Below are 19,758 nucleotides of genomic sequence, written 5' to 3' on the forward strand. Positions count from 1 at the left end.
CGCTAAGTTGCACCAAGGATTGCAGTCCCCCGTTGGCCGGAGAATCGATGTGGGCCGAGTCCCCGGTCGCCGAGCGACACGGCGGCCCCGTAGTATGGGACTCATGCTTAGATCCGGTCCCGAGTCCATGATCCTGCTTGGCATTGGGCTTCCGATTGCACTAATTTTCGCCTACTTCATCGGTCAAATCACCCGCTGGCTGGTCCGTCGCCGCGTATCGGTGAGCACCTCAACCACCCTCGTCCTTGCCGTTATAGGCCTGTCCCTGGGGTTGGTGCTCAGCAGCCTGATCTTCCGCAATTCCGAACCGTGGAGCCTTGAAGTCTTGCTGCTCTCAATCGCGTGCACTGCAGCCCTGCTGACGCTATTCGCACTCGTGGCACGGCGCTTCCAACCACCCCAGCCGCGAATTTCGATTCTGGATGTCGCGCGCCGAGGTGAGTCGCAACTCGTCGAGTTCAAGTCTTCGGCCCGATGGAACATGCACACCCAGCAACGTGACGAGCGAATGGAGCTCGTCATTGCCAAATCGGTCGCGGCCTTTCTCAACGCCGACGGCGGGACTCTCCTCATAGGCGTCGCCGACGACGGGCGGATCATTGGTTTGGAACCGGACTTCAGCCTCGTCAAACGACCCGACACCGACCGCTACGAGCTGTGGCTGCGCGACCTGCTATCTTCCACACTTGGGCAGAACGCGGCAGCCTTGCCGATCATTGACTTTGCCCCTGTCGAGGTTGACGGTACCCCATCATTCGTCTGTAGGATCTCATGCCCAAATTCTCCCCGCCCGGTCTTCCTTGAGCCGGGGCGGAACGAGCGCTCCGAGTTCTGGGTGCGCAGCGGCAACTCCACCCGCCAACTGACTCTCGAGAACGCCACTGACTACATCATGGTCCAGTGGCCACTTGGTGTTGGCCGAACCATGGCGGCACAACTACGCTCATCCGTCCGGGGATCTCGCGCGGGGTGAACCGGCAGTGAGGACCATCGGTACAGGGGTTGGCGCTAAACGCGTGATCGTGGTCCCTGGTTGTGGGGCTTCGGGTGCGGGTGAGGTTGAAGACGCTCGTGGAGGTCGATCTCTTCGGGCACGTGTCGTTCAGAAGTCGACTGCACTGCGCTGAGACATCAGGGATCACCGGCCCTTGATGGATCCGGAGTCTTGGCCGAGGTGGCGGTAGAGCGTCGCGCGGCTCCACCCGACCAGGCGCGCCGCGTCTTCCGCGGTGCGTCCCTTCGCACGGGCGTCCTTGGCGATCGCGCGCTTGTCAGCGATCACCGTCGGATCGGAGAGCAGCCGGCCGAAACGGGTGCCGCTTTGCCGGGCCGCGGCGATCCCGGCGTTGACGCGTTCAACGATCAGCTCGCGCTCGTACTCGGCCAAGGAGGCCAGCAAGCTCAGCATCATCCGACCGGTCGAGGTCGCCGGGTCGATCCCGTCCGCAATGGATCGGACGTTCACGCCGCGTTCGCGCAGCAGGTTCACGGTGTTCAACACATCGATCAGGGAACGTCCCCGCCGGTCGACCCGCCAGACCACCACGGTGTCTCCGGCCTCGGCGTATTCAAGTAGCTTCTTTATCCCGGGCCGCTCGATCGCCGTCCGGCTTCCCGAGGTGACGTCGGCGAACACGTCGCGCTTCTGCACCCCGGCAGTGACCAGTGCGTCGAGCTGCAACTGCGCATCCTGGCTCGAGGTACTCACTCGCGTGTCTTGTCATTTTTCGACGTCGACTGCATTGGTTTCCAAAGTCCTATGCACTGCGCTGGGGCGTCCGTAAGCCGAACCCTCACTGGGACAGAATTGCCGCGGCCTGAGAATTCCCGCATAGGGATCGGCCATTGCGATCCTGCTTGGCCGTTCCATCCCTCCTGAGGTCGGCCCGTGCAGGCGTGTGGCCCAGGGTTCGAGGGGGCCTTCAGCTTCGGTTGCCGTATCGAAGCTTTCCACGGTCTGTCCCGAAGCCTTCCGGTGGGTTTCCTCAACGGCACCTGACGAGGTAGGCGGTTGACCACTGACGGAACACCGACCAAGAGCGTAAGCAGTCACCGGCTGCTGGCCCGTATCTCGTATGGGGGAGCGGAGCATTCTTCTAAGGTTTCTGACGTACTCCACCTGAACGCCGCAGAGTCGTTTGGAACCGTGGAACGCATTGGCTCGGCTAATCTTGGTTCCGTGTCAATGGACGCGTTGCGATCCGCCTGAACCACATCGGAGAGAGTAATGAACGAAGAGCAACTGCCAGAAGCCCACGAGAATTTCACACGCCATTTCACGGCACCATTCTACGAAGACGTGGCCGGAGAGTTCGCCCCGTTCGGATCCGGCGAGGGATGGGACACCCTCCACGATGCGGCCGAAAAACGCGCCGAGCTGACCAGTGGTTCCACGGTTGCGGATGTTTTGGAAATCGTCGAGGCCCCCGCAACCGGTGGATGGGGAGAATCCCCAACGGCGGAGGAATGGTACGAGGACGCTACTTTCGTCGCTGCAGCCGCCTTCACCCTGCTTCGCCTTACGGGGCAGATCGATGAAACCGGGCGCGTTCGGGCGTTGGAGGCATTGGACATCCTCATCGATTTCTTCGGGGATGAGCCCGAGCTGGAGCAGCAGAAAAAAGATCTGGAGCGCTGGCGCGGCTGACCCCGAGGTCTAGACGGTTGGTCCTGTAGCCGTAGAGGATCCCCGCCGCGACACCCGGTCACCAAAAATCTGACAGTTAAATACGGAATGAGGACAGTCGTTATAGCCAGCCCTCGGGGTTAACCCACTTGCCGTTGACGATGACCTCGAGGTGCAGATGCGGCCCCGTGGAGTTGCCCGTGCTGCCGGCAAGCGAGACGACTGCGCCGCGCTTGACCTTTTGCCCCACGGACACCTTGAGGGCCGAGTTGTGGTTGTAGCTGGTTTCCAGCCCGTTGCCGTGATCGATCTTGACGCGGTAGCCGGAGTGCCCGGCCCATTCGGACTGCACCACGGTGCCGGCGGCGCTGGCCTTGATGGGCGTTCCCATGGGAACGGCGTAGTCCAGGCCGTTGTGATTCATGAAGCCGGGTCCGGTCGGGTTCTTGCGGTGGCCGAAGCGCGACGTCAACCGTATGTTGTCAACCGGCTGTGCCAGGGCTCCGCCTGCGGCGAGACTGGTGGCTTTTCCTCCGGCAGCGGTCGTGGCGGTTGCCGGCTTGGCTTTCTTGGTGACTTTTCCGCCGGCAGCGGTCGTGACAGTTGCCGCCTTCTTTTCCTTAATGTACTTGCTGGTCACCGAGGCGCGATCGATCGTGATCTTGTCGTTGGCCGGGGCCCTGACATCTGCGACAGCGGTCTGGGCGACGCGCTGGGGCTCCGGGACAACTTCCTCCGCTTCCTGCGTGGGGGCGGCGGCGGCGAATGCCAGGCCAGACACGGCGGCGACGGCGGCGAGCTTGTGCGCCAACCCAAGTCGAGGGCGCTGGGTCCGGGGCGCGAACTTCAGGACGTTGTCCAGATCGTCGACTTCGGCAGGCATCGCCAGCGGCACGGGCTGTGCAACTGGTGCGGGAGGGATTTCGGTGGCGGCGATGGATGCCGTGGCCGGGGACGCCCCATAGCGCAGGTCTGCCACAAAGTGGCGGCCAGTGTACTGCGTGGCACTCGGAGCCTTGACGGAATCCGGGACCGTGCTCAGTGCGCGTCGACCGGAACGTCGGGATGCTTTTTCGCTGCTCAGTGCGGTGTCCACGATCTGCTCTACTGAACCGTTGGCAGGCAAAGCATCAACGGGTCCGGGCGCGCGGCGGCGCCCGGAATTGTGCTGCTGGGTCAAGTGTTTACCTCTCATGTATCGCCTGCGAAGTTAGCTGTCGGATTCGAGTCATGAGATCAACTCGGCCGAGCCCGCCAAGGCGGACTCAGCTTCACCCCAAGATCCATGGTCCAAGACCAGGAACGGTTGATTGGGTCCTCCGCCCCTACCGGGAATTCTTGCTCCGCGATCCGCCGGTAGGGTTGTGCGAACCGGATCGGGGCTGGGGTGCGTGAGTGCAACCTGACGCAAAACCCTACGGGGGCGTATGCAAAAGTTACAATTCCGTTATCAATCCATGCGGCGGACAAACACGCGGGCGCCGACTTCGGTCGGAAGCACCGCCACCCTTCGATCCACGCACCCTCACGACCAAGGATTCGCAGGCCCTTTCGAGGGTGACTAGGGCCCCGGGCGGATGCCGACCTCATCGAGCCGCACCAGCAGATCGGGTTCCATCTGGATGGTTTTGGCCGGGCGTTCCCCCTGGGACGGCACCTTAAACGTGATTAAGAATACGGTGCCCGGAGTCTGTTGCGGTGCGGATGCTCCTGCCCAAGTTGGTCGACGGGCCAAGATCGCCCACTGTGACTCACCACGCCCCCAACCGGTTGCGGGTAATGCGGCAGGTTCGTTGGGTAAAGACCCACAATGCCCTCCTGGGTTGGGTGTTCTTCCTCAACGGGATCCTGTGGCCGGGGCGCAGCCCTTGTTGATGGACAGGGCCATCGCGGGCCGGCCCATCAGCGTGGGGCCACAGGCACGCTCGCACCTCACGTAGCAGTTCACGTCCACGTGCGCGATGCACCCGTTAGGGCCCTCCTGTGGGCTCCAGGGTCCGTTATTATGACGTGGGGGTCGAAATTCGGCGTGGCAGGACTTCTCCGAAGATTGTCTCAGCGGTCCGATCTTCTTTGGGTGTCCCACAAGCCGTTCGGCATGCGCGACGGCGTCCCCGTGGCCGGCTTTCCCGGAAGTTGAACGAGCGATGCCTTTTGTCAGTCTATGTTGACACCCTGAAGGTGTCAGCCTAAACTGACGGCATGATGGAAGAAGATCTTACCCGGCGGCTTCGCGAGGCGGATCCCGCCACCGGACTTCGCGCGGTCGGCGCCCTGCGGCGACTTGCCGAACGCGTCGAGGCCACGCACGTCAAGGCGGCACGGGAAGCCGGCTGGTCCTGGGAGCAGATCGGAGACGCACTGGGCGTATCCCGGCAGTCGGTCCACGCGAAGTACGCAAAGAACGGCGCGAGCGATGTTTGAAAGATTTGCCCAGGACGCACGGACGGCGGTCGTCCACGCCGTCGCGGAAGCGCAGGGCCGAGGCGACCGCCGAATCGGGACGGACCACCTGCTCCTTGGCCTCCTGCACGACCCGGGAATCGCCGGAATGCTGGGCGCAAGTCTCGAGGCGGCCCGGGCCTCCTCCGAAGCCCTCGACTCAACCGCCCTCCGGGCCATCGGCGTTGATCTGCGAGGCGGGCAAGCGGGCTGGGCGCCCATCAGCGGAACGAAACGTACGCCGTTCAACTCGGGTGCCAAGGACCTGATGCGGGATGCCCTGGGCCGTGCGGTGAGCGAGCACTCTCGAAGCCTCGAAGCGCGACACCTCCTCGGTGCTGTCCTGGACCTCCACGCGCCGGATCCCGCCGCCGTCCTCCTGGCGGAGCTCAAGATCGACGTGCCGGCCGTTCGCTCGGCACTGGCAAACCCCGACGCGGCCTAGGGAACCAGTCCCAGCGTGAACCGCCGATCCACCTGTTGAAGTCGGTGCTGGTCGGGAACAACACGCAGTGCACCTGAGCGGCCCCGTGCCGGGAGTCGTGATGGCGAGAACCACCGATGTGAAGGGAACGCCGCCCGGCGGTTGCCTTCGCCTCCGTCGCTGCCGTTTCTTGGCGGGGGAGTGGCTCGATGGGGATCGGCAAATGGGTCGCCCTGGTCTGTGTCGGATTGGCGAGATGTAGTTTGCGAGACAATCTGCAGCGAGGAAACCGGTTCCGTCACCTCGCCTGGGATAGCCACGCTGTGGCGCCTTGGAAACCTTAGTTTTTCGAGACACCCAAGTCACCTCGGTGCATGGGCCGCTGGTCCGGCCGACGGGCGTGCTTCGGTGGCAGGTTTCTGTCACCGATCGATCGCAGCTATGCCGTTCTCATCGTGGCGTTCTCCGGAGGCCGGTTCTAGTGCATCCAAGCGTGTGAGCTGATCCGTGGTGAGTTCGAGGGAATCCGCCGCAGTGTTTTCCTCGACGCGTGAGACTCTGCGGGTCCCAGGGATCGGAGCGATGTCGTTTCCGCGAGACAGCAGCCATGCAAGTGCAGTTTGTGCGGGGGTTGAATCGCTGCCGGAAGTCGCCGAGGCGCTGGTTGTCGGTGCGGAACTCGGCATGGACTACTACATGCCGTTGTTCGTGCACGAAGCCGCAGGCATCAAGCCGGAGGAGGCCCACGCCGCAATCACCCGGTCCATCCGCGAGAGCCTGTCCGTCCGATACCTGCCCGACGAGATCGTCTTCATGCCCGGCATTCCGCATACCCGCACCGGAAAGAAGCTTGAGGTTCCCGTCAAGCGGCTTCTACAGGGGGCGCAGCTGGAAACGGTTGCGGATCTCGGGTCGGTGGATAACCCCGTGCTGATGGCAGCGTATGCCCGTTTTGCCCACGAACGGCATACGGTATCGCCCTAAGCGGTACTGCCGTCGGCCCGCGGCTTCCAAGGATGCCGCTGGCCGACAGCGGTCCGTAGCGGCCGGGGAGGGTTCGGCTCGGTGCGCCGGCACCGAAGTCGGCGCCAAGGTTGGAACAAGGGCGCCCTCAGGCCATCAGTGCGACGAAGCCCAGACCCAACGCGGCGACAACGGCCCACGAGCCGATCGCGGCGGCCAGGGCGCGGCCGGCGGTGGAAAAGAGGTGGCGCAGGTCGATGGCGAAACCGAGTCCGACAAGGGCCACGCCCAACAGTATTTCCTGCCCGGTTTTCGCGGCGTGCAGGACGGAATCCGGCATCCAGCCCGTGGACCGCAGCAGCACGCAGGCCATGAAGCCAAGCACAAAGATCGGAACCAGCGGCGGGCGTTCTCCCGCACCGGGCATCGAGCCATCGGTTGCGGCTGCCTGCCGGCGGCGGGCAGAAATCGAGCCGAGCACCGAGATCGGCGCGAGCATCAGCACGCGCACCAACTTGACGACCACGGCCGCGGCAAGCGCCGTGAATCCTGCGCCCTGGGCGGTGGCGACGACCTGGCCGACATCGTGCACCGAGGCGCCGACCCAGCGGCCGAAGTCCAGTTCGTTGAGGTTCAACCAGGTGTTCGCCAGCGGCAACACGGCGATCGCCAGCGTGCCGCAGAGGGTCACCAGGGCCACCGGGACGGGTGCGTCCCGGGCCGATCCGCGGGCCTGGCTCATCGCGCCGATGGCGCTGGCCCCGCAAATGGAAAACCCGCTGGCCAGCAGCACCGGCTGGTCCCCGGGCAGCTTCAGCGCCCGGGCCACCAAGTAGGTCCCGCCGAAGGACCCGGCCACCACCAGGGCGATCAGGCCCACGCCCTTCCAGCCCAGGTCCAGCACGTCGGCCAGGGCCAGCTGGAACCCCAGCAGCACGATCCCGGCGCGCATCAGGTGCTTGCCGCCCCAGCCCATGCCCGGTGCCAGACGGAACTTCGGCGCCGCGCGCAACGAGTTTCCGGCGACGGCCCCGAGCACCACGCAGAGCGTGAGCACGGGAACCCCCGGAACCAGCAGGTGCCCGGCGAAGGCGACGGTCACCAGGCCCGCGGCGGTCAGCAGCCCGGGGACAAGTTTCCTGTGCGTCCCGGGAAGCGCCACGTTGCGCAGGGCCCGGAGGCGTTTTACCACGGCGAGGGTTCGTAGTCCTTCAGGAAGCAGCCGTACAGGTCGATGCCGCGTTCGCCGTCGACGATCGGCTGGTAGACGCGCGCCGCGCCGTCGATCAGGTCAAGCGGCGCGTGCCAGCCTTCGGCCACCATGCGGACCTTGGAATCGTGCGGACGCTCGTCGGTGATCCACCCGGTGTCCACTGCGGACATGAGGATGCCGTCGGTCTTGAGCATTTCCTCGGCGCTGGTGCGCGTGAGCATGTTCAGCGAGGCCTTGGCCATGTTGGTGTGCGGGTGCCCGGCGCCCTTGTAGCGGCGGGAGAACTGCCCCTCCATGGCGGAGACGTTCACGATGTACTTGCGGTGCGCATCGGACGCGGCCAGCGCCGGGCGCAGGCGCGAGGCCAGCAGGAACGGCGCGGTGACGTTGCACAGCTGCACCTCGAGCATTTCCAGCGCGTCGACATCGCCCAGGATCTGCGTCCAGGAGTTCTCGGTGACGACGTCCGGGACTAGTCCGCCGGCGTCGATCGCGGTTCCCTCGGCGATGCGCTCCAGGCTCGCCGAGCCGGCCGTCATGGCCAGGTCGGCAACCGCCTGCGCGTCGTAGTTGGCGTGGGGCGTCGGGACCAGCAGCGCCGAATCCTCCAGGTGGAAGGCGCTGGCCAAGGCCTTGGGGTGCTCCGAGGGGGGATTGGCCTCGCCCCAGACTTCCGGGCCGCCGTGCGCGAACTCGAGCTCGGCCGGAAGCGGCTGCGACTCGGATTCGATCAGGTGCAGGTAGGAGTTCGAGGTGCGACGCACGGTCTGTGCGGCGTTGTTGATCAGGATGTCCAGCGGGCCCTCGGCCGCGACGCGGTCGGCCAGCGCGATGACCTGGGACGGGTCGCGCAAGTCGATGCCGACGATGCGCAGGCGGTGGATCCAGTCGGCGGAGTCCTCAAGCGCGGCAAAGCGGCGGGCAGCGTCGCGCGGGAAGCGCGTGGTGATGGTGGTGTGCGCCCCGTCGCGCAGCAGGCGCAGGGCGATGTGCATGCCGATCTTGGCGCGTCCGCCGGTGAGCAGCGCGCGCTTTCCGGTCAGGTCCGCGCGGGCGTCGCGGCGTTCGCGGCCGGCCGCTGCGCACTCCGGGCACAGGTAGTGGTGGAAGGCATCCACGGTGGTGTAGCGCTGCTTGCAGATATAGCAGCCGCGCGGCTTGATGTACTCGCCGGCGGTGTGCTCGTCGGTGGGCGTGCTCAGGTCCAGGCCGAGCGTCTCGTCGTCAAGGCGCTGCGGGGAACCGGTCGCGGTACGTTCAACGACGGCGCGGTCGGCCGCGTTGATGGCCGATCGCTTCTCGTTCTTGCGGTGGCGCTTGGCGGCCTTGAACATCTTGCCCGTTGCGCGGCGCACGGCCACGTGGCGCTCGTCCTCGGGTTCGAGGCGGTGCACCAGGCCCAGCACCTTGATGGCTGCCTCAAGCTCGGCTGCGGTAAAAAGTTCGTCGGTACCGGCCTGATCGGCCTCAGAAAAATTCTCAGTCATGTCGCCATCAAGTCTACCGGCAGGGGCAGACGGCGCATGAATGCGGTTGTTGGCCGCCGGAATGCGGATCACCCTCCAGCACCGGGACCCCGGAACTTCCGGCGCATGGTTTGCGATTGTGGGGGTCGGGAAGCCCGGCCCCCACAATCGATCCATTCCGGGAAGGACGAACTCGATCAGCGCTAGGCGGTCGGCGTGCCAGTCATCTGCCTCACCGTGGCGATTGTCGATTCAACCGCCTTGAGATACTCGGACTTCATGCCCTCTGCGTAGGCATCCTCCTCTGCAGACCCCGGCTCTACGTCCGGGATGACGAGCGCGAAGCTGAAGCGGAGCCTGAGGTCGTTGTCGTCGCCCTCGATCTCATTGGCGATCGTGCCAAGGACGCTGCCCGCAATGCGCGTAAAGACAACTCGTTTTGGTTCCTGCAGGGTGATTCTTTCGGTGGACGCCTGGCCGTTGACCACAATGTCGCGATCGAACACCGTGTCGCTGATGCGGTCGGTGACGGTGCACTCGCTCATGGCAGCCACGAAGGGAAGCGCATTGTTGGCCTTCATGACAAGGCCGTCCCAAAGCTGGGCCCTGGTGAGGGGAATGCTGTCGTTGTCGTTCACTGGCAGTACATGGGAAACGTAGATCATGGCTCCACCCTAGACTTCTCGAACCATTATGGACCAGTCGGTCCTGATAGTGCTATGGTGGTCTTTTGGACCGATCGTTCCGGAATTCGAGACTCTTCTGCGGGCGTCACGAAAAGGCGTCGGAACGAGCCGCGCGGAATGGTTCCGTGCGCGCTGCTTGCGGGGTATCGCCTACCCAAAAACGGGCGATCCTGCCTGCAATTGGTACGGTGGATTGTCCAAGACCGACCGGTCCACAACAACGAGGAGCAGCGCACATGGCACGCAAACCGGAGTTCGACCGGGACGCAGTTCTCGAGAACGCCATGGGGGCGTTCTGGGAGCACGGCTATGAGGCGACTTCCCTTGCCAAACTCCTGGCAGTCACCGGGCTGAGCAAAAGCAGCCTCTACGCCGCGTTCGGGGACAAGCACCAGCTATTTGTTGCTGCCTTCGACCTCTACAGGGATCGCCAGCTCGAGCATCTCACCAAGGTCCTGAACGCGCATTCGGCCCCGCAGGGAATCAGGGCGTTCTTCGAGGAAGTCATCGGGGTGGGGTTGGAAGCGTGCCAGCGCTTTGGGTGTATGAGTACCAACCAGGCCGCCGAATTGGCTCTGTCGGACGGTGTCGTGTCCAACCGAGTTGCCGAAGACCACCGAAGACTGGAGGATGCCTTTACCGAGCACCTCCGCGCCGGACAAGGCGCGGGGTCCGTCCCTACGGACGTCGATGCCCGGGTGGCGGCCAGCGCCTTGGTCACGGCACTCTCCGGCTTCCAGCTGACCGTACGTGCAGGCATGGATCGCACACGGCTGGAACGGTCCCTGGCTTATCTCATGGCCCCGCTTGAGGTTGCCGCAAACTGATCCTGTTTCGCTCGCAAGTGCACCGCCATTGAGCACACGACTACAAAGGAGCCCGCTCATGATCGAGTCACCGGCGCAAGTCGCCACTGGCTTCGCCGCGGCCTGGAATGCCGCCGACGCGGATGCCCTGGCGAGTCTCTTCGCGGAGGACGCCGATTTCGTCAACGTGGTGGGCCTCTGGTGGAAGACGCGTTCCCAGATCAAGCACAACCACGCCTACGGCTTCCGCCGGATATTCCCGCGGACCGTCATGACCCTGGACAAGGTCGCCGTCCGTGAGCTGGGACCCGACGTTGCCGTCGTGCATGCAGCGTGGAGCCTCTCCGGACAGATTGGTCCATCCGGAGATCCTGTGGGGGACCGTTCGGGGGTTCTGAGCTTTACCCTCAGTCGCAGCGCCGAAGAACATTGGCTTGCCGTCAGTGCCCAGAACACCGACCGTGTCCCCGGTGCCCAGACCTACGTCGCCGGCGATGGATCCCTCACCCCGGCAACCTACGCGCGCCCCTCTTGAGGGGGACATTCATCAATGAGAGCTGGCGGTCATCGAGCACGCTATCGATGAAGGTGGGCCGGCGACGGTAGCGAAAGACGCCTCGCCGCGCTCCGGCCATGGCTCAAGCCCCCACCGCGAGGTCTTCCCACCACGGTGAGACCCGAACGGAGAACCGATCCCCGCGTCGGGGTTCCGCAAAACGAATACCAGGAGAAAACATGAAGCACGAGGGCAAGGCACTTGCCGCCGACGAAACCGACACGAACCATCACCGGAGTCCCGGCGTTGCATCGGTACACACCCGAGCCATCCTCACGTGGTGCGCGATCTTCCCCATGGTCGCAATCGGGATGACGGCCATGGGCTCGTTTGCCCAGGAGTGGCACCCCGTCCTGCGCGCACTCGTCCTCACGCTGGTTGTCGTCCCGATGGCGGTCTACGTGGTCGTACCGAGGCTATTGCTCCTGCACGGCCGATTGAGCCGCGCTGCTCATGATCGAAAGCTGCGCCGTGAGGACCAGCGTGCGGTCCGCAAACTTCGACGGAGCGCACCCGGTTCGTAGCCGGATCAGGGGCGGATCCGCAATCTGGGCCCGGCTTTCAGCGGTCGCTGTGTGGATCCGGGCAAGCGATACATGGTAGGGCCGAGCTCGCCTGGTTTGTTTCCTTTTTCCGTATCCGCCATCCCAAGCGGTCGGAGGTACCGGTTCGGCTTCGCCACTGAACGGCCCCGTATTCCAACGGCCGCTCACCTCGCGGAACTCTCACGAACGATGTATTTCGAGAATGAATTGAATCGAGAATCCCCGAGGCCGGTTGCTCTTCGGCGTAGTTGCGGGTTTCAACGCTGAATGTCGCACTGTTTGCAGAGCTAGGTGTCGCATCTCGAAGCCCCAGAGATTGACTGTAGACTCGGGCCCCGGCGACGTGGAGCACTACCCCGGATAGGGAACCTTGAGCGGACAACCTCGCCATCGTGCTCGCGGGAATCGCGCTGGCCGGATACGGTTCTGCGACTCTGGTCCCAAGCCCAGCCAGCGCCGCTGCGAGGATCCCGGGGGTCACCGAAGACGCGGGCGTTACGATCGTCAGCTGGCTGATGCGGGGCGGGCTCCTCACCACTAGCCCGATCATCGTGACGGTACCAACGCATCCGAGCCGCGATGGGGACTGAGCGCTCTAGTCATAGTGGGGCCGCAGCCACGCTTTTCGCCGCATCGCTCAAGGGGAGCCGCACGGCGACAACGGATGCTGACCTCACCCAAAGATCTCACGATATTCATTGACCATGTCGCCCGGCCCGCCATCAATTTGGTTTGCCAGCTAGATCTTCGCGGGCCGGACGAACAGCATCAAGGGCCTCTCGAAACATGCGTCTACGTTCTGCAAGGGGGCGCTCCTGCGTAGCAAGTTCAACTTCGTTGAGCACAGCGAACACAGAACTCACCAGCGCGCGGAAAATAACTCGAGTGTCGGCATCCACCTGGTGCTCGACCTTCCATCGCGTCCAAAGGACTTCGCACAGTTCCTGCTGGGAGGCGTGAACTCGGGCGAAGTACTGGGCCAAGATCTGGGGCGCGGTCTCGGTGATCTTCCGAAAGAGTGCCGCACGTTTCGCAACTGATTCTTGATCGAGGTTCTCCAGTGCGCTCTCAAGGGCATGCCGCAGAGTCAACCAGGGCGCTTCGTCTGGGGGACGCGCCTCGATGGCCTCAGCGAGACCATGAGTGTCGACTTCGAATCTTAGAAAGAGAACCTCAGCCTTGGATGCAAAGTACCGAAAAAACGTTCGTTCCGAAATTCCAGCCTCACGAGCGATGTCCTCCACGGTGGTGGCGTCATAACCGCGCGAAACGAATAAATCCTCCGCTATCTCGCCAATTCGCTGGCGCATGGCCTGTCGCGAGACTTCTCTGAGGGTGCTTTTCGACATCGCAACAGTCTATCAACGTTTAGTGACATATGCTGTCAAGGGTGACAGCCAATGTCTAACTTGGCAGTCACTGACAAAAGGAGAAAATTATGCAACATTTCCACCCGCTAGTGAGGGATTTCTGGCAAGGACCATTCGACGGAAAACGTGTGCATCACAGCACTCATCTGAGCATCATTCTCAACGAGACCCTGGATGAATCCGAGCGGATCACCGTGCTTAAAACTGCAGGCGATGGTCGGACGGCCGTTGCGATGCGCCCCGAAGTTGCCGCTCAATTCTCGGAAGTGTTGGCGTCAACCGGGAAACTGGATGCGAATGCACTCCTTGCGCGCTTTGTTGAAGAAGGCATCATCCTTCATGGCGCCGACAACATCTACTACTTGTCTGAAGACTCCCGTGAACCGTTGTTCTCTGAACCCACGCCATCTGACATCCGCCAATTGAGCGAGCACGATGCAGCACAATTTGCGGAGTTTCAGGCAGGCGTCTCGGAACAAGATCTCGACGATGCACAAGTGGAACTCGATGACTGGGCCGTATTCGGTGTGATCGACGCAAATGGTCGTATCCTCAGCGCCGGCAGCATGTATCCCTGGCAGCAAGACAGCAAACTTGCCGACATCGGTGTTCTAACACTTGCCGAGGCACGTGGCCGGGGCCACGCCCGCCGTTTGGTGCGGGCCATGTGCAGGCACGCGCTCAACCAGGGGTACGAACCGCAGTACCGATGCCAGCTGGACAACGTTGCCTCGAATATCCTCGCCGGTGCATCGGGCCTCACCCTCTTCGGCCAATGGCAGATCGTGACCCCCGAGATTGAAACTGGTGGTTCGGAAGCCTCCTGACCGGGACGGTTACCAACGCCTCCGGGTCGCCATGGTGACTGAGTGCTCTAGTCAAGGTGGGCGTGGCGACCACGCTTTTCGCCCCAACGCTCAAGGGCAGCCGCACGGCGACAATGGATGCCGACCGGACCGTGAAGATCTCATAGTGGTCATTGACCATGTCGTCTGGTTTATCGACGATCCACAGCCTTCACGCGCCTGCACCGTACAAGTAATTGCGGGAAGTTCGACTTTCCTGTGACTCCGAAGGCGCAACGTAGAGGCCAGGAATGGGATGCGTTCCGCCAACGCCTCTCAACCGAGACACAGTTGGATGACTTCGTGCAAGCCTTGACGTGGCAAATTCTGATCACAAGAACCACTCTCACAATCTGACATTGTGGCCACTCAGTGGTACTCACGTCAACACCTCAGGAGAAATACCGCATGATCCATGCCGTCCGCCTTGCCACTTCTTCAGACCTTGATGCCGCAGCGTTGGTCCTCGCCGCAGCATTTGACACGTACCCATGGACACGATGGGCGATTCCGGCAGACGGATATGCTGAACGCCTTGAAGAAGTCCAGCGACTCTATCTCAACCACGCCCTCAACCACGGCATCGTAGTCGTGGATGAACAAATTCGCGCAGTCGCCGCGTTCCTTCCCCCAGATGCCCCGGCCCCCAACGAACACACGCAACAACGGGTAGGAGCGTTGCACGGACCACGCCTCGCGGCACTCATTGGATTGTCTCTGCCTCAGGTTCCAGCGGGTTCGTGGACGCTTGAAACGGTCGGCGTCAATCCTTCCCTTCAAGGAGCTGGCCTCGGGACAGCCGTTGTGGCAGCGGGTCTGGCAATAATAGACCGGCAAGGAGGCGCCGTCGCTCTCGAAACGTCGGACGCGCGAAACGTGTGCCTTTACCAACGTCTAGGGTTCACCACCGCCGCCACGACCACGGTCCCCGAGGGGCCCATCGTGTATTCGATGAACCGAGCCACGCAGTCTCAGTAGCCCCTTTACTTGAGGTTCGGTATCAACCTCGGGCAGCGTATCCGCAGAGAACGAACTTGCAGCGTATGAAGAGGACCTCATCAGGCAGCCTCAATCATTTGGTGCGCGCCAAAAGGCAGAACCCGATGATGTATGGAAATGCCAGAGGGATATCAGGATTGGCCGGGTGTGCAGCGGCCACACTTAGGCCTCACCGAAACGTACTGGGCGTTCTCGAAACTATAGCCATGTTGGTACATGGCGGAAAATCTTTCACCTGGAAACGGAAAGCACACATGGCACGTGTCAACATCAGCAAAAAGCACCCCGACGTATACAAAAAGGTGGCGGAACTCAGCAAAGCCGCCGAAGAGGCTGCACTGGCTGCAGGCCTCGGCCCAAGGCTCATCGAACTTGTCAAAATCCGAGTGTCTCAGATGAACGGTTGCGCATTCTGCTGCCGCCTGCATACACGGGACGCACTCAAATTTGGCGAAACGGCAGACAGGCTTGCGGTCCTTCCCGTGTGGTGGGAATCGCAATACTTTTCGAGCACCGAGCAGGCCGCACTGGGCCTCGCAGAGGAAGCCACTCGCCTGCCAGGCCGCACGGATAGGCAATGGGACAGCGACGCTCTCACGGAGGAACAGGTCTCAGCGGTGACCTGGATTGCGCTCGTTATGAACACGTGGAATCGCGTAGCGGTCCTCAGCGAGTATCGAGTCGCACCTTAAGGATGATCGGCGCCAAGAGCATGAATTTTGGTTCTCCCCACCAGTGGGGCAAGGTATCCGGAAATGCTGGCTCCCGATGGCTACAGCGAATTAGTCGCTGGCGAAGATCACGACGATCACGACGATGACACGGCAAAACCCGTTCGATGGACCCAACGGCTCCGTTAAACGCGGCGGTATCGAACCCAGTTGAGAGTTCCTCAGCAGGAAGCCTCGGTGGCGTAGAAAAATAACTTTGCCGCGATTAACTTGGGTGGAGAGAGCGGCTTGGTCGTACTTGTTGGAGTGGGGGGCATATCGACTTCTTTGGTGGAGATGCATAGGGGTGCGAGGCCATGTCCTACTACGCGCCGGAATCCTCCGGAAAGCCCGCAGGCCACGGTGACGGTTCCCCGGTCCAGCAGCGCTACGCGAGGAGCTGCAGATGGAGGATCGGGTAGGGGCGACCGTCACTGTCGAGCGGGCTCCGCCCGATCTCGCGGAAGCCGCGGCTGAGGTAGAAGCCGTGCGCGCCAGCGTTCTGCTCGTTCACGTCGACCATGGTCACGCCGTGATTGGCGATTGCCTCTGCGAGCAGTGCCGACCCTAGGCCACTGCCCCGTACCTCGTTCAATACGAACAACATCTCGAGGTTGCCCCCGGCGATGCCGGCAAATCCGAGCGGTCTTCCGTCGCGCTCGGCGACAATGAGGGTCACGGCGGGAAAGTAGGAGGGAGCGAGGGAGATCTCGATTCGTTCGAAGTCGGTTTTCTCGAGGAAGTCGTGCGTAGCCCGCACCGCACTGCGCCAGATCTCAACAAGCTCCGGGTATTCCGAGGGACCATTTGTTGGTCGAATAGTGAGTTCACTTGTATTTTTGGTCATGAATCGATGCTTGTGCAGCTGTCGGGGCCTGTCAATTCGTAAGTCGATGGATTCGGGCGCAGCTGGACCGAGCACCGTCCTTTGGTCCGGAGGTGGAGCTCCAGAGGCCCCTGCGAGCATCGAGTTCGACCGTGGTCTCGTCGTTTAGCCCAGAGAGTAGATCATGTCGGTCGAGCGTCTGAACCCGTAGAGAGCGCCGAATGGTGCGATCGAGACCGTTTCGGCTTCGACGAACCCCAGTCTCTCGTAGAGGGCCCTGGCACGCGGGTTCGAATCTACGACGCTCAGCCGCACCTCAGACAGCTCCCGATCATGGGCGAACTCGATCGCGCGCTCGAGAAGCATACGGCCGACACCCGCTCCTCGCATCGACGGCGCGACAGAGAGTCCGTCGAGCAGCAGTTCTTCCGGCCGCGAGCGGCGACCGAGTACCGCGATCAGCACCGCGCGCCAGGGCGCACTTGCCGAGGAGTACCACGCGCGCAGGTCCCGGTAGGAAAAGCCGACGGCGGAGCGGCCGTCGAGCGCATAACCGACGACGCCGATGACCCTGCCGTCGGCGACCGCGCAGAAGAAGCGATCGGAATTCAGCTGGCTCGCCAGGAACGGCACCCCGTGCTCCTTGCTGCCGAGCGCGGGTCGCAGCTTCCTCCCGAATGCGGACCAGTACAGGCCCGCTACCTCCGGGATACCGCCTTCGGGCACCCCGCCGACGATCTCCACATTCCGTTCGACACTCATGACTCGAGCCTAACCTTCCTCGGATAGCTGAGAATGATCGCTTGTTGAAATATGGATCCTTCGATCTCCGATGTTTCAGATGAACGGTTGCGCATTCTGCTGCCGCTTACACGCGGGACGCACTCAAGTTGGGCGAAGCGCCAGACCGGCTTGCGGTCCTTTCGGTGTGGTGGGAGGCGCAGTACTTTTCGAGCACGAGCAGGCGGCACTTAGCCTCCAAGCGGAAGCCGCTCGCGTGCCAGGCCGCACCGATAGGCAGTGGGACAGTGGGGCTCTCACGGACGAACTGGTCTCTTCAATGACAAGGGTTGCGCTCGTTGTGAACGCGCGGAATCGGGTAGCGGTTCTCGGAGAGTATCCAGTCACGTTCCAAGCTACACGTCAGCTTTGGGTCGGATCAGTTGTAGATCTAACGCTGCGCCGCGAGCTCGGGTAGACGTGCCGCGAGTGGTTTCCGTGGAGGGACGCGCAGTCACAGTGCAGGTGATTTTGGGCTTCCAATGCAGTCGCCTTTGGAAAATGACAAGCAGCGAGCACGTTCATCATCGGCAACTAGTTGCGACATTGGGCTTTGCAAGAAGTGCGACGTCTAGCGTTGAAAGCCCGAACCGTAGTGCTGCGTCCTGCCACAAGATATTGGTTCAGCTGTGGTGTCTGAAATGACGCGATTTATACCTGCGGGATGGGCCCGGAAGCCGCTGTATAGCTTTTAGGTCAAATGACCTAAGATCGTAATCATGGATGACAATCTCGAGCACCACCCCGATGGACCCGTACTGATTGTGGGCGGATACGGAATCGTAGGAACGGCCCTTACCCGGCTCGCAGCTCCTTCGTGGCCGCTTGTCCTCACAGGTCGGAATCCCGGGCGCGCTGCCGCGCTGGCCAACGAGCACAATGTCGATGTCAGGAAGTGGGACCTTGATGACCCCACGCCGTTCTTGTCCCCGGCCCGAGCCGTCATCAGCACAGTCAACGATCCCAATGACCGCGTCCTTCGTGCCGCTGTCAGCGCAGGAATCCCTTATGTGGACATCACCCGATGGACCAGCCGTCTCACCAAGGCCGTCACGCAGGCAACATTGCTGAATCCGACGGCACCGGTGTTGCTGTCATCAGGATGGATGGGAGGGGTCGTTAACATCGTTGCGGCATCATTGGCCGAGGAAATAGGTGGTGCGCAGCAGATTGACGTTGCCATCCGCTATGACAACAATGACAGCGCAGGTGCCGACTCCGTGGATTTCATCGATCGGCTGGGGCAGGACTTTGAAATCACGAAACATGGCAAGCCCCAGGTCGTTAGCCCCTTGAGCGACACACATTGGGTGGACATAGCCGGGCACCGCACCAAGGTTGCCCGGCTCGATACCCCGGAACAACTGACTTTCCCGATGACCCTCGGCGTGAAGACAGCTGCGACGCGTATCGGGTTCAGTTCCAATGCATCAACCACAGCCCTCTTGGCTGCGAAGTCGGTCGGACTCTTTCGCTGGGGTCGTGGAAGCCGGTGGACACCCTTGAGGCGATCGCTGCTGTACTCGCCGGGCAACGGCGGGTCGGCCCATGTCCGAGTCGACGTGCAGGGCAAGGGAGGCAAGCGCGCTGCGGTGATTTCAGACCCCGCCGGGCAAGCCCACTTGACAGCGCTCGGCGGGCTCCTTGGCATCCAAAATGTCCTCCGCCCGAACGCGCAACCGGGCGTCGGCTTCCCCGAGATCACAGCTCGTCTCGCCGAGGCCTGCGCTGAGCTCACAAGGCATGGTGTGACAATATTGAAATCATGACCGGAAACAAGGGCACCCTCAGGCAAACAGCGATCCTTGATGCTGTTGAGGAAGTACTCACGTCCAAAGGCAATGCCGGCTCGGCGATGCGGGATTTCGCGGCCGCTGCCGGGGTCCGCGTGGGGCACTTGCAGCACTATTTTCCCACCAGGGCTGACCTGATCCGGGCCGTTCTTGAACGCTCGCTCCAACGGTCACTTCAACGGCTGAACGATGTGGCCCGGTTCGGTGCCGCAGAGGGTCCGGGCTCGACCGAACCCCTAACCAGGGAACATTCGCATCGCTTGATTACCGCGCTCTTGGCGGAGCACTCGGACATTACCGGAATCCGTATGCACGTTGAGGTGTGGGCCATCGCTTCGTCGGATTCGCAGATCGCCTCGGCGGTCAGGTCCTTCTACGCCCGATATGCCGGACATGTGAGTGAGCTCGTGCATCATGCCAGGCCCGGGCTCCCGGACATGCATCGGGATGCAGTGGCCGGCACGATTGTCAGTCTCTTTGAAGGCGCTGCCGTGACGCGGTCAGACATCGGGGGACTCCGCACGGAGGACACCGATGCCGAGTTGATCCGTACGGCACAGTGGCTTATCCATGGTGCTTGAAACCGACTTGCCTGGCGCCGTCGGCGGGTTTCCGTATCATCCTCAATGGCCTCCTCCGAGCGGATCTGGCTCGAAGAAGCGGGCGTGAATGCGGTTTGGCCGATGATCGGTAAATCTAAAACGCTGT

General features: G+C 62.5%; 22 protein-coding genes and 1 riboswitch. Of the genes, 13 read left to right on the plus strand and 9 right to left on the minus strand.

All coding sequences use genetic code 11. The features are described 5' to 3' along the window. The first annotated feature begins 127 nt into the window (after nt 1-127). Complete coding sequence (locus JOF47_RS06770; RefSeq protein WP_209996834.1) at nt 128-973, plus strand: AlbA family DNA-binding domain-containing protein; 846 nt, start codon at nt 128-130, stop codon at nt 971-973. Nucleotides 974-1,138: 165 nt separating this feature from the next. Here the strand turns inward: JOF47_RS06770 and JOF47_RS06775 are convergent, their stop codons facing one another. Further along, a complete protein-coding gene (locus JOF47_RS06775) occupies nt 1,139-1,708 on the minus strand; it encodes a recombinase family protein (protein WP_209996836.1) in 570 nt (189 codons plus the stop codon). Between the two features lie 519 nt (nt 1,709-2,227). On the opposite strand from JOF47_RS06775, the gene JOF47_RS06780 reads away from it, so the two are divergent. Continuing rightward, nucleotides 2,228-2,647, plus strand: coding sequence for a hypothetical protein (locus JOF47_RS06780; RefSeq protein ID WP_209996838.1), 420 nt, complete (start codon nt 2,228-2,230; stop codon nt 2,645-2,647). Nucleotides 2,648-2,747: 100 nt separating this feature from the next. Here JOF47_RS06780 and JOF47_RS06785 read toward each other — a convergent pair whose 3' ends face one another. Next, nucleotides 2,748-3,806, minus strand: coding sequence for a M23 family metallopeptidase (locus tag JOF47_RS06785; RefSeq protein ID WP_245356290.1), 1,059 nt, complete (start codon nt 3,804-3,806; stop codon nt 2,748-2,750). Nucleotides 3,807-3,809: 3 nt separating this feature from the next. Continuing rightward, nucleotides 3,810-3,984, minus strand: a riboswitch (cyclic di-AMP (ydaO/yuaA leader). An 844-nt stretch (nt 3,985-4,828) separates the two neighbouring features. On the opposite strand from JOF47_RS06785, the gene JOF47_RS06790 reads away from it, so the two are divergent. Further along, a complete protein-coding gene (locus JOF47_RS06790) occupies nt 4,829-5,050 on the plus strand; it encodes a helix-turn-helix domain-containing protein (protein WP_209996842.1) in 222 nt (73 codons plus the stop codon). Continuing rightward, nucleotides 5,043-5,513 carry a Clp protease N-terminal domain-containing protein gene (locus JOF47_RS06795; RefSeq protein ID WP_209996844.1) on the plus strand — a complete coding sequence of 157 codons (471 nt, stop codon included), beginning with the start codon at nt 5,043-5,045 and terminating at the stop codon, nt 5,511-5,513. Before JOF47_RS06790 ends, JOF47_RS06795 begins: the two co-directional genes overlap by 8 nt. A gap of 401 nt (nt 5,514-5,914) precedes the next feature. Here the strand turns inward: JOF47_RS06795 and JOF47_RS06800 are convergent, their stop codons facing one another. Further along, nucleotides 5,915-6,178 carry an aldo/keto reductase gene (locus tag JOF47_RS06800; protein ID WP_209996846.1) on the minus strand — a complete coding sequence of 88 codons (264 nt, stop codon included), beginning with the start codon at nt 6,176-6,178 and terminating at the stop codon, nt 5,915-5,917. Between JOF47_RS06800 and JOF47_RS06805 the strand changes: the two genes are divergently transcribed. Further along, nucleotides 6,075-6,476 (plus strand): AMP-binding enzyme, encoded by a 402-nt coding sequence (locus tag JOF47_RS06805; protein ID WP_210001875.1) that lies wholly within the window; start codon nt 6,075-6,077, stop codon nt 6,474-6,476. The genes JOF47_RS06800 and JOF47_RS06805 overlap by 104 nt on opposite strands. 127 nt (nt 6,477-6,603) lie before the next feature. Here JOF47_RS06805 and JOF47_RS06810 read toward each other — a convergent pair whose 3' ends face one another. From JOF47_RS06810 to JOF47_RS06820, 3 genes are all read right to left on the minus strand, one after another. Further along, nucleotides 6,604-7,647, minus strand: coding sequence for a YeiH family protein (locus JOF47_RS06810; protein ID WP_342592726.1), 1,044 nt, complete (start codon nt 7,645-7,647; stop codon nt 6,604-6,606). Beyond that, entirely contained in the window at nt 7,641-9,155 is a 1,515-nt protein-coding gene (locus JOF47_RS06815; protein ID WP_209996848.1) for an SDR family NAD(P)-dependent oxidoreductase, read from the minus strand. The genes JOF47_RS06810 and JOF47_RS06815 overlap by 7 nt, the downstream gene beginning before the upstream one ends. 182 nt (nt 9,156-9,337) lie before the next feature. Beyond that, the gene (locus JOF47_RS06820) at nt 9,338-9,799 is read right to left on the minus strand and encodes an SRPBCC family protein (protein WP_209996850.1); all 462 of its coding nucleotides are present in this window, start codon (nt 9,797-9,799) and stop codon (nt 9,338-9,340) included. A gap of 257 nt (nt 9,800-10,056) precedes the next feature. Between JOF47_RS06820 and JOF47_RS06825 the strand changes: the two genes are divergently transcribed. The 3 genes from JOF47_RS06825 to JOF47_RS06835 all read left to right on the plus strand — a co-directional run bounded on the left by JOF47_RS06825 (nt 10,057) and on the right by JOF47_RS06835 (nt 11,706). Then, nucleotides 10,057-10,647, plus strand: coding sequence for a TetR/AcrR family transcriptional regulator (locus JOF47_RS06825; protein ID WP_209996852.1), 591 nt, complete (start codon nt 10,057-10,059; stop codon nt 10,645-10,647). Between the two features lie 58 nt (nt 10,648-10,705). After that, nucleotides 10,706-11,161, plus strand: a complete 456-nt coding sequence (locus tag JOF47_RS06830; protein ID WP_209996854.1) for an SgcJ/EcaC family oxidoreductase — start codon at nt 10,706-10,708, stop codon at nt 11,159-11,161. 200 nt (nt 11,162-11,361) lie between these two features. Then, nucleotides 11,362-11,706, plus strand: a complete 345-nt coding sequence (locus JOF47_RS06835; protein WP_209996856.1) for a putative antibiotic biosynthesis monooxygenase — start codon at nt 11,362-11,364, stop codon at nt 11,704-11,706. A gap of 743 nt (nt 11,707-12,449) precedes the next feature. On the opposite strand, the gene JOF47_RS06840 is transcribed toward JOF47_RS06835, so the two are convergent. Next, complete coding sequence (locus tag JOF47_RS06840) at nt 12,450-13,076, minus strand: TetR/AcrR family transcriptional regulator (RefSeq protein WP_245356291.1); 627 nt, start codon at nt 13,074-13,076, stop codon at nt 12,450-12,452. 89 nt (nt 13,077-13,165) lie between these two features. Here JOF47_RS06840 and JOF47_RS06845 point away from each other — a divergent pair, with 89 nt between their 5' ends. The 3 genes from JOF47_RS06845 (at nt 13,166) to JOF47_RS06855 (ending at nt 15,633) form a co-directional block, all read left to right on the plus strand. Further along, complete coding sequence (locus JOF47_RS06845) at nt 13,166-13,924, plus strand: GNAT family N-acetyltransferase (protein WP_209996858.1); 759 nt, start codon at nt 13,166-13,168, stop codon at nt 13,922-13,924. 426 nt (nt 13,925-14,350) lie between these two features. Beyond that, nucleotides 14,351-14,920, plus strand: a complete 570-nt coding sequence (locus JOF47_RS06850; protein WP_209996859.1) for a GNAT family N-acetyltransferase — start codon at nt 14,351-14,353, stop codon at nt 14,918-14,920. Nucleotides 14,921-15,195: 275 nt separating this feature from the next. Beyond that, a complete protein-coding gene (locus JOF47_RS06855) occupies nt 15,196-15,633 on the plus strand; it encodes a carboxymuconolactone decarboxylase family protein (RefSeq protein WP_209996861.1) in 438 nt (145 codons plus the stop codon). 406 nt (nt 15,634-16,039) lie between these two features. Here JOF47_RS06855 and JOF47_RS06860 read toward each other — a convergent pair whose 3' ends face one another. Both JOF47_RS06860 and JOF47_RS06865 read right to left on the minus strand, forming a co-directional pair. Then, on the minus strand, nt 16,040-16,498 hold the full coding sequence (locus JOF47_RS06860) for a GNAT family N-acetyltransferase (RefSeq protein ID WP_209996863.1): 459 nt from the start codon (nt 16,496-16,498) through the stop codon (nt 16,040-16,042). A gap of 144 nt (nt 16,499-16,642) precedes the next feature. Beyond that, a complete protein-coding gene (locus JOF47_RS06865) occupies nt 16,643-17,239 on the minus strand; it encodes a GNAT family N-acetyltransferase (protein WP_209996865.1) in 597 nt (198 codons plus the stop codon). A 737-nt stretch (nt 17,240-17,976) separates the two neighbouring features. Here JOF47_RS06865 and JOF47_RS06870 point away from each other — a divergent pair. Both JOF47_RS06870 and JOF47_RS06875 read left to right on the plus strand, forming a co-directional pair. Further along, a complete protein-coding gene (locus JOF47_RS06870) occupies nt 17,977-19,026 on the plus strand; it encodes a saccharopine dehydrogenase family protein (RefSeq protein WP_209996867.1) in 1,050 nt (349 codons plus the stop codon). After that, entirely contained in the window at nt 19,023-19,631 is a 609-nt protein-coding gene (locus tag JOF47_RS06875) for a TetR/AcrR family transcriptional regulator (protein ID WP_209996869.1), read from the plus strand. The genes JOF47_RS06870 and JOF47_RS06875 overlap by 4 nt, the downstream gene beginning before the upstream one ends. Nucleotides 19,632-19,758 lie beyond the last annotated feature (127 nt).

Origin of the sequence: Paeniglutamicibacter kerguelensis (genome assembly GCF_017876535.1) — a bacterium.
In the GTDB taxonomy this organism is placed as follows: Bacteria; Actinomycetota; Actinomycetes; order Actinomycetales; family Micrococcaceae; genus Paeniglutamicibacter; species Paeniglutamicibacter kerguelensis.

Bases quoted from the DNA above. Each gene is read 5' to 3' on its own strand.
- JOF47_RS06770 (WP_209996834.1), top strand. From the start codon at position 128: ATGATCCTGCTTGGCATTGGGCTTCCGATTGCACTAATTTTCGCCTAC.
- JOF47_RS06780 (WP_209996838.1), top strand. From the start codon at position 2,228: ATGAACGAAGAGCAACTGCCAGAAGCCCACGAGAATTTCACACGCCAT.
- JOF47_RS06790 (WP_209996842.1), top strand. From the start codon at position 4,829: ATGATGGAAGAAGATCTTACCCGGCGGCTTCGCGAGGCGGATCCCGCC.
- JOF47_RS06795 (WP_209996844.1), top strand. From the start codon at position 5,043: ATGTTTGAAAGATTTGCCCAGGACGCACGGACGGCGGTCGTCCACGCC.
- JOF47_RS06805 (WP_210001875.1), top strand. From the start codon at position 6,075: ATGTCGTTTCCGCGAGACAGCAGCCATGCAAGTGCAGTTTGTGCGGGG.
- JOF47_RS06800 (WP_209996846.1), bottom strand. From the start codon at position 6,178: ATGCCGAGTTCCGCACCGACAACCAGCGCCTCGGCGACTTCCGGCAGC.
- JOF47_RS06815 (WP_209996848.1), bottom strand. From the start codon at position 9,155: ATGACTGAGAATTTTTCTGAGGCCGATCAGGCCGGTACCGACGAACTT.
- JOF47_RS06820 (WP_209996850.1), bottom strand. From the start codon at position 9,799: ATGATCTACGTTTCCCATGTACTGCCAGTGAACGACAACGACAGCATT.
- JOF47_RS06825 (WP_209996852.1), top strand. From the start codon at position 10,057: ATGGCACGCAAACCGGAGTTCGACCGGGACGCAGTTCTCGAGAACGCC.
- JOF47_RS06830 (WP_209996854.1), top strand. From the start codon at position 10,706: ATGATCGAGTCACCGGCGCAAGTCGCCACTGGCTTCGCCGCGGCCTGG.
- JOF47_RS06835 (WP_209996856.1), top strand. From the start codon at position 11,362: ATGAAGCACGAGGGCAAGGCACTTGCCGCCGACGAAACCGACACGAAC.
- JOF47_RS06840 (WP_245356291.1), bottom strand. From the start codon at position 13,076: ATGTCGAAAAGCACCCTCAGAGAAGTCTCGCGACAGGCCATGCGCCAG.
- JOF47_RS06845 (WP_209996858.1), top strand. From the start codon at position 13,166: ATGCAACATTTCCACCCGCTAGTGAGGGATTTCTGGCAAGGACCATTC.
- JOF47_RS06850 (WP_209996859.1), top strand. From the start codon at position 14,351: ATGATCCATGCCGTCCGCCTTGCCACTTCTTCAGACCTTGATGCCGCA.
- JOF47_RS06855 (WP_209996861.1), top strand. From the start codon at position 15,196: ATGGCACGTGTCAACATCAGCAAAAAGCACCCCGACGTATACAAAAAG.
- JOF47_RS06860 (WP_209996863.1), bottom strand. From the start codon at position 16,498: ATGACCAAAAATACAAGTGAACTCACTATTCGACCAACAAATGGTCCC.
- JOF47_RS06865 (WP_209996865.1), bottom strand. From the start codon at position 17,239: ATGAGTGTCGAACGGAATGTGGAGATCGTCGGCGGGGTGCCCGAAGGC.
- JOF47_RS06870 (WP_209996867.1), top strand. From the start codon at position 17,977: ATGGATGACAATCTCGAGCACCACCCCGATGGACCCGTACTGATTGTG.
- JOF47_RS06875 (WP_209996869.1), top strand. From the start codon at position 19,023: ATGACCGGAAACAAGGGCACCCTCAGGCAAACAGCGATCCTTGATGCT.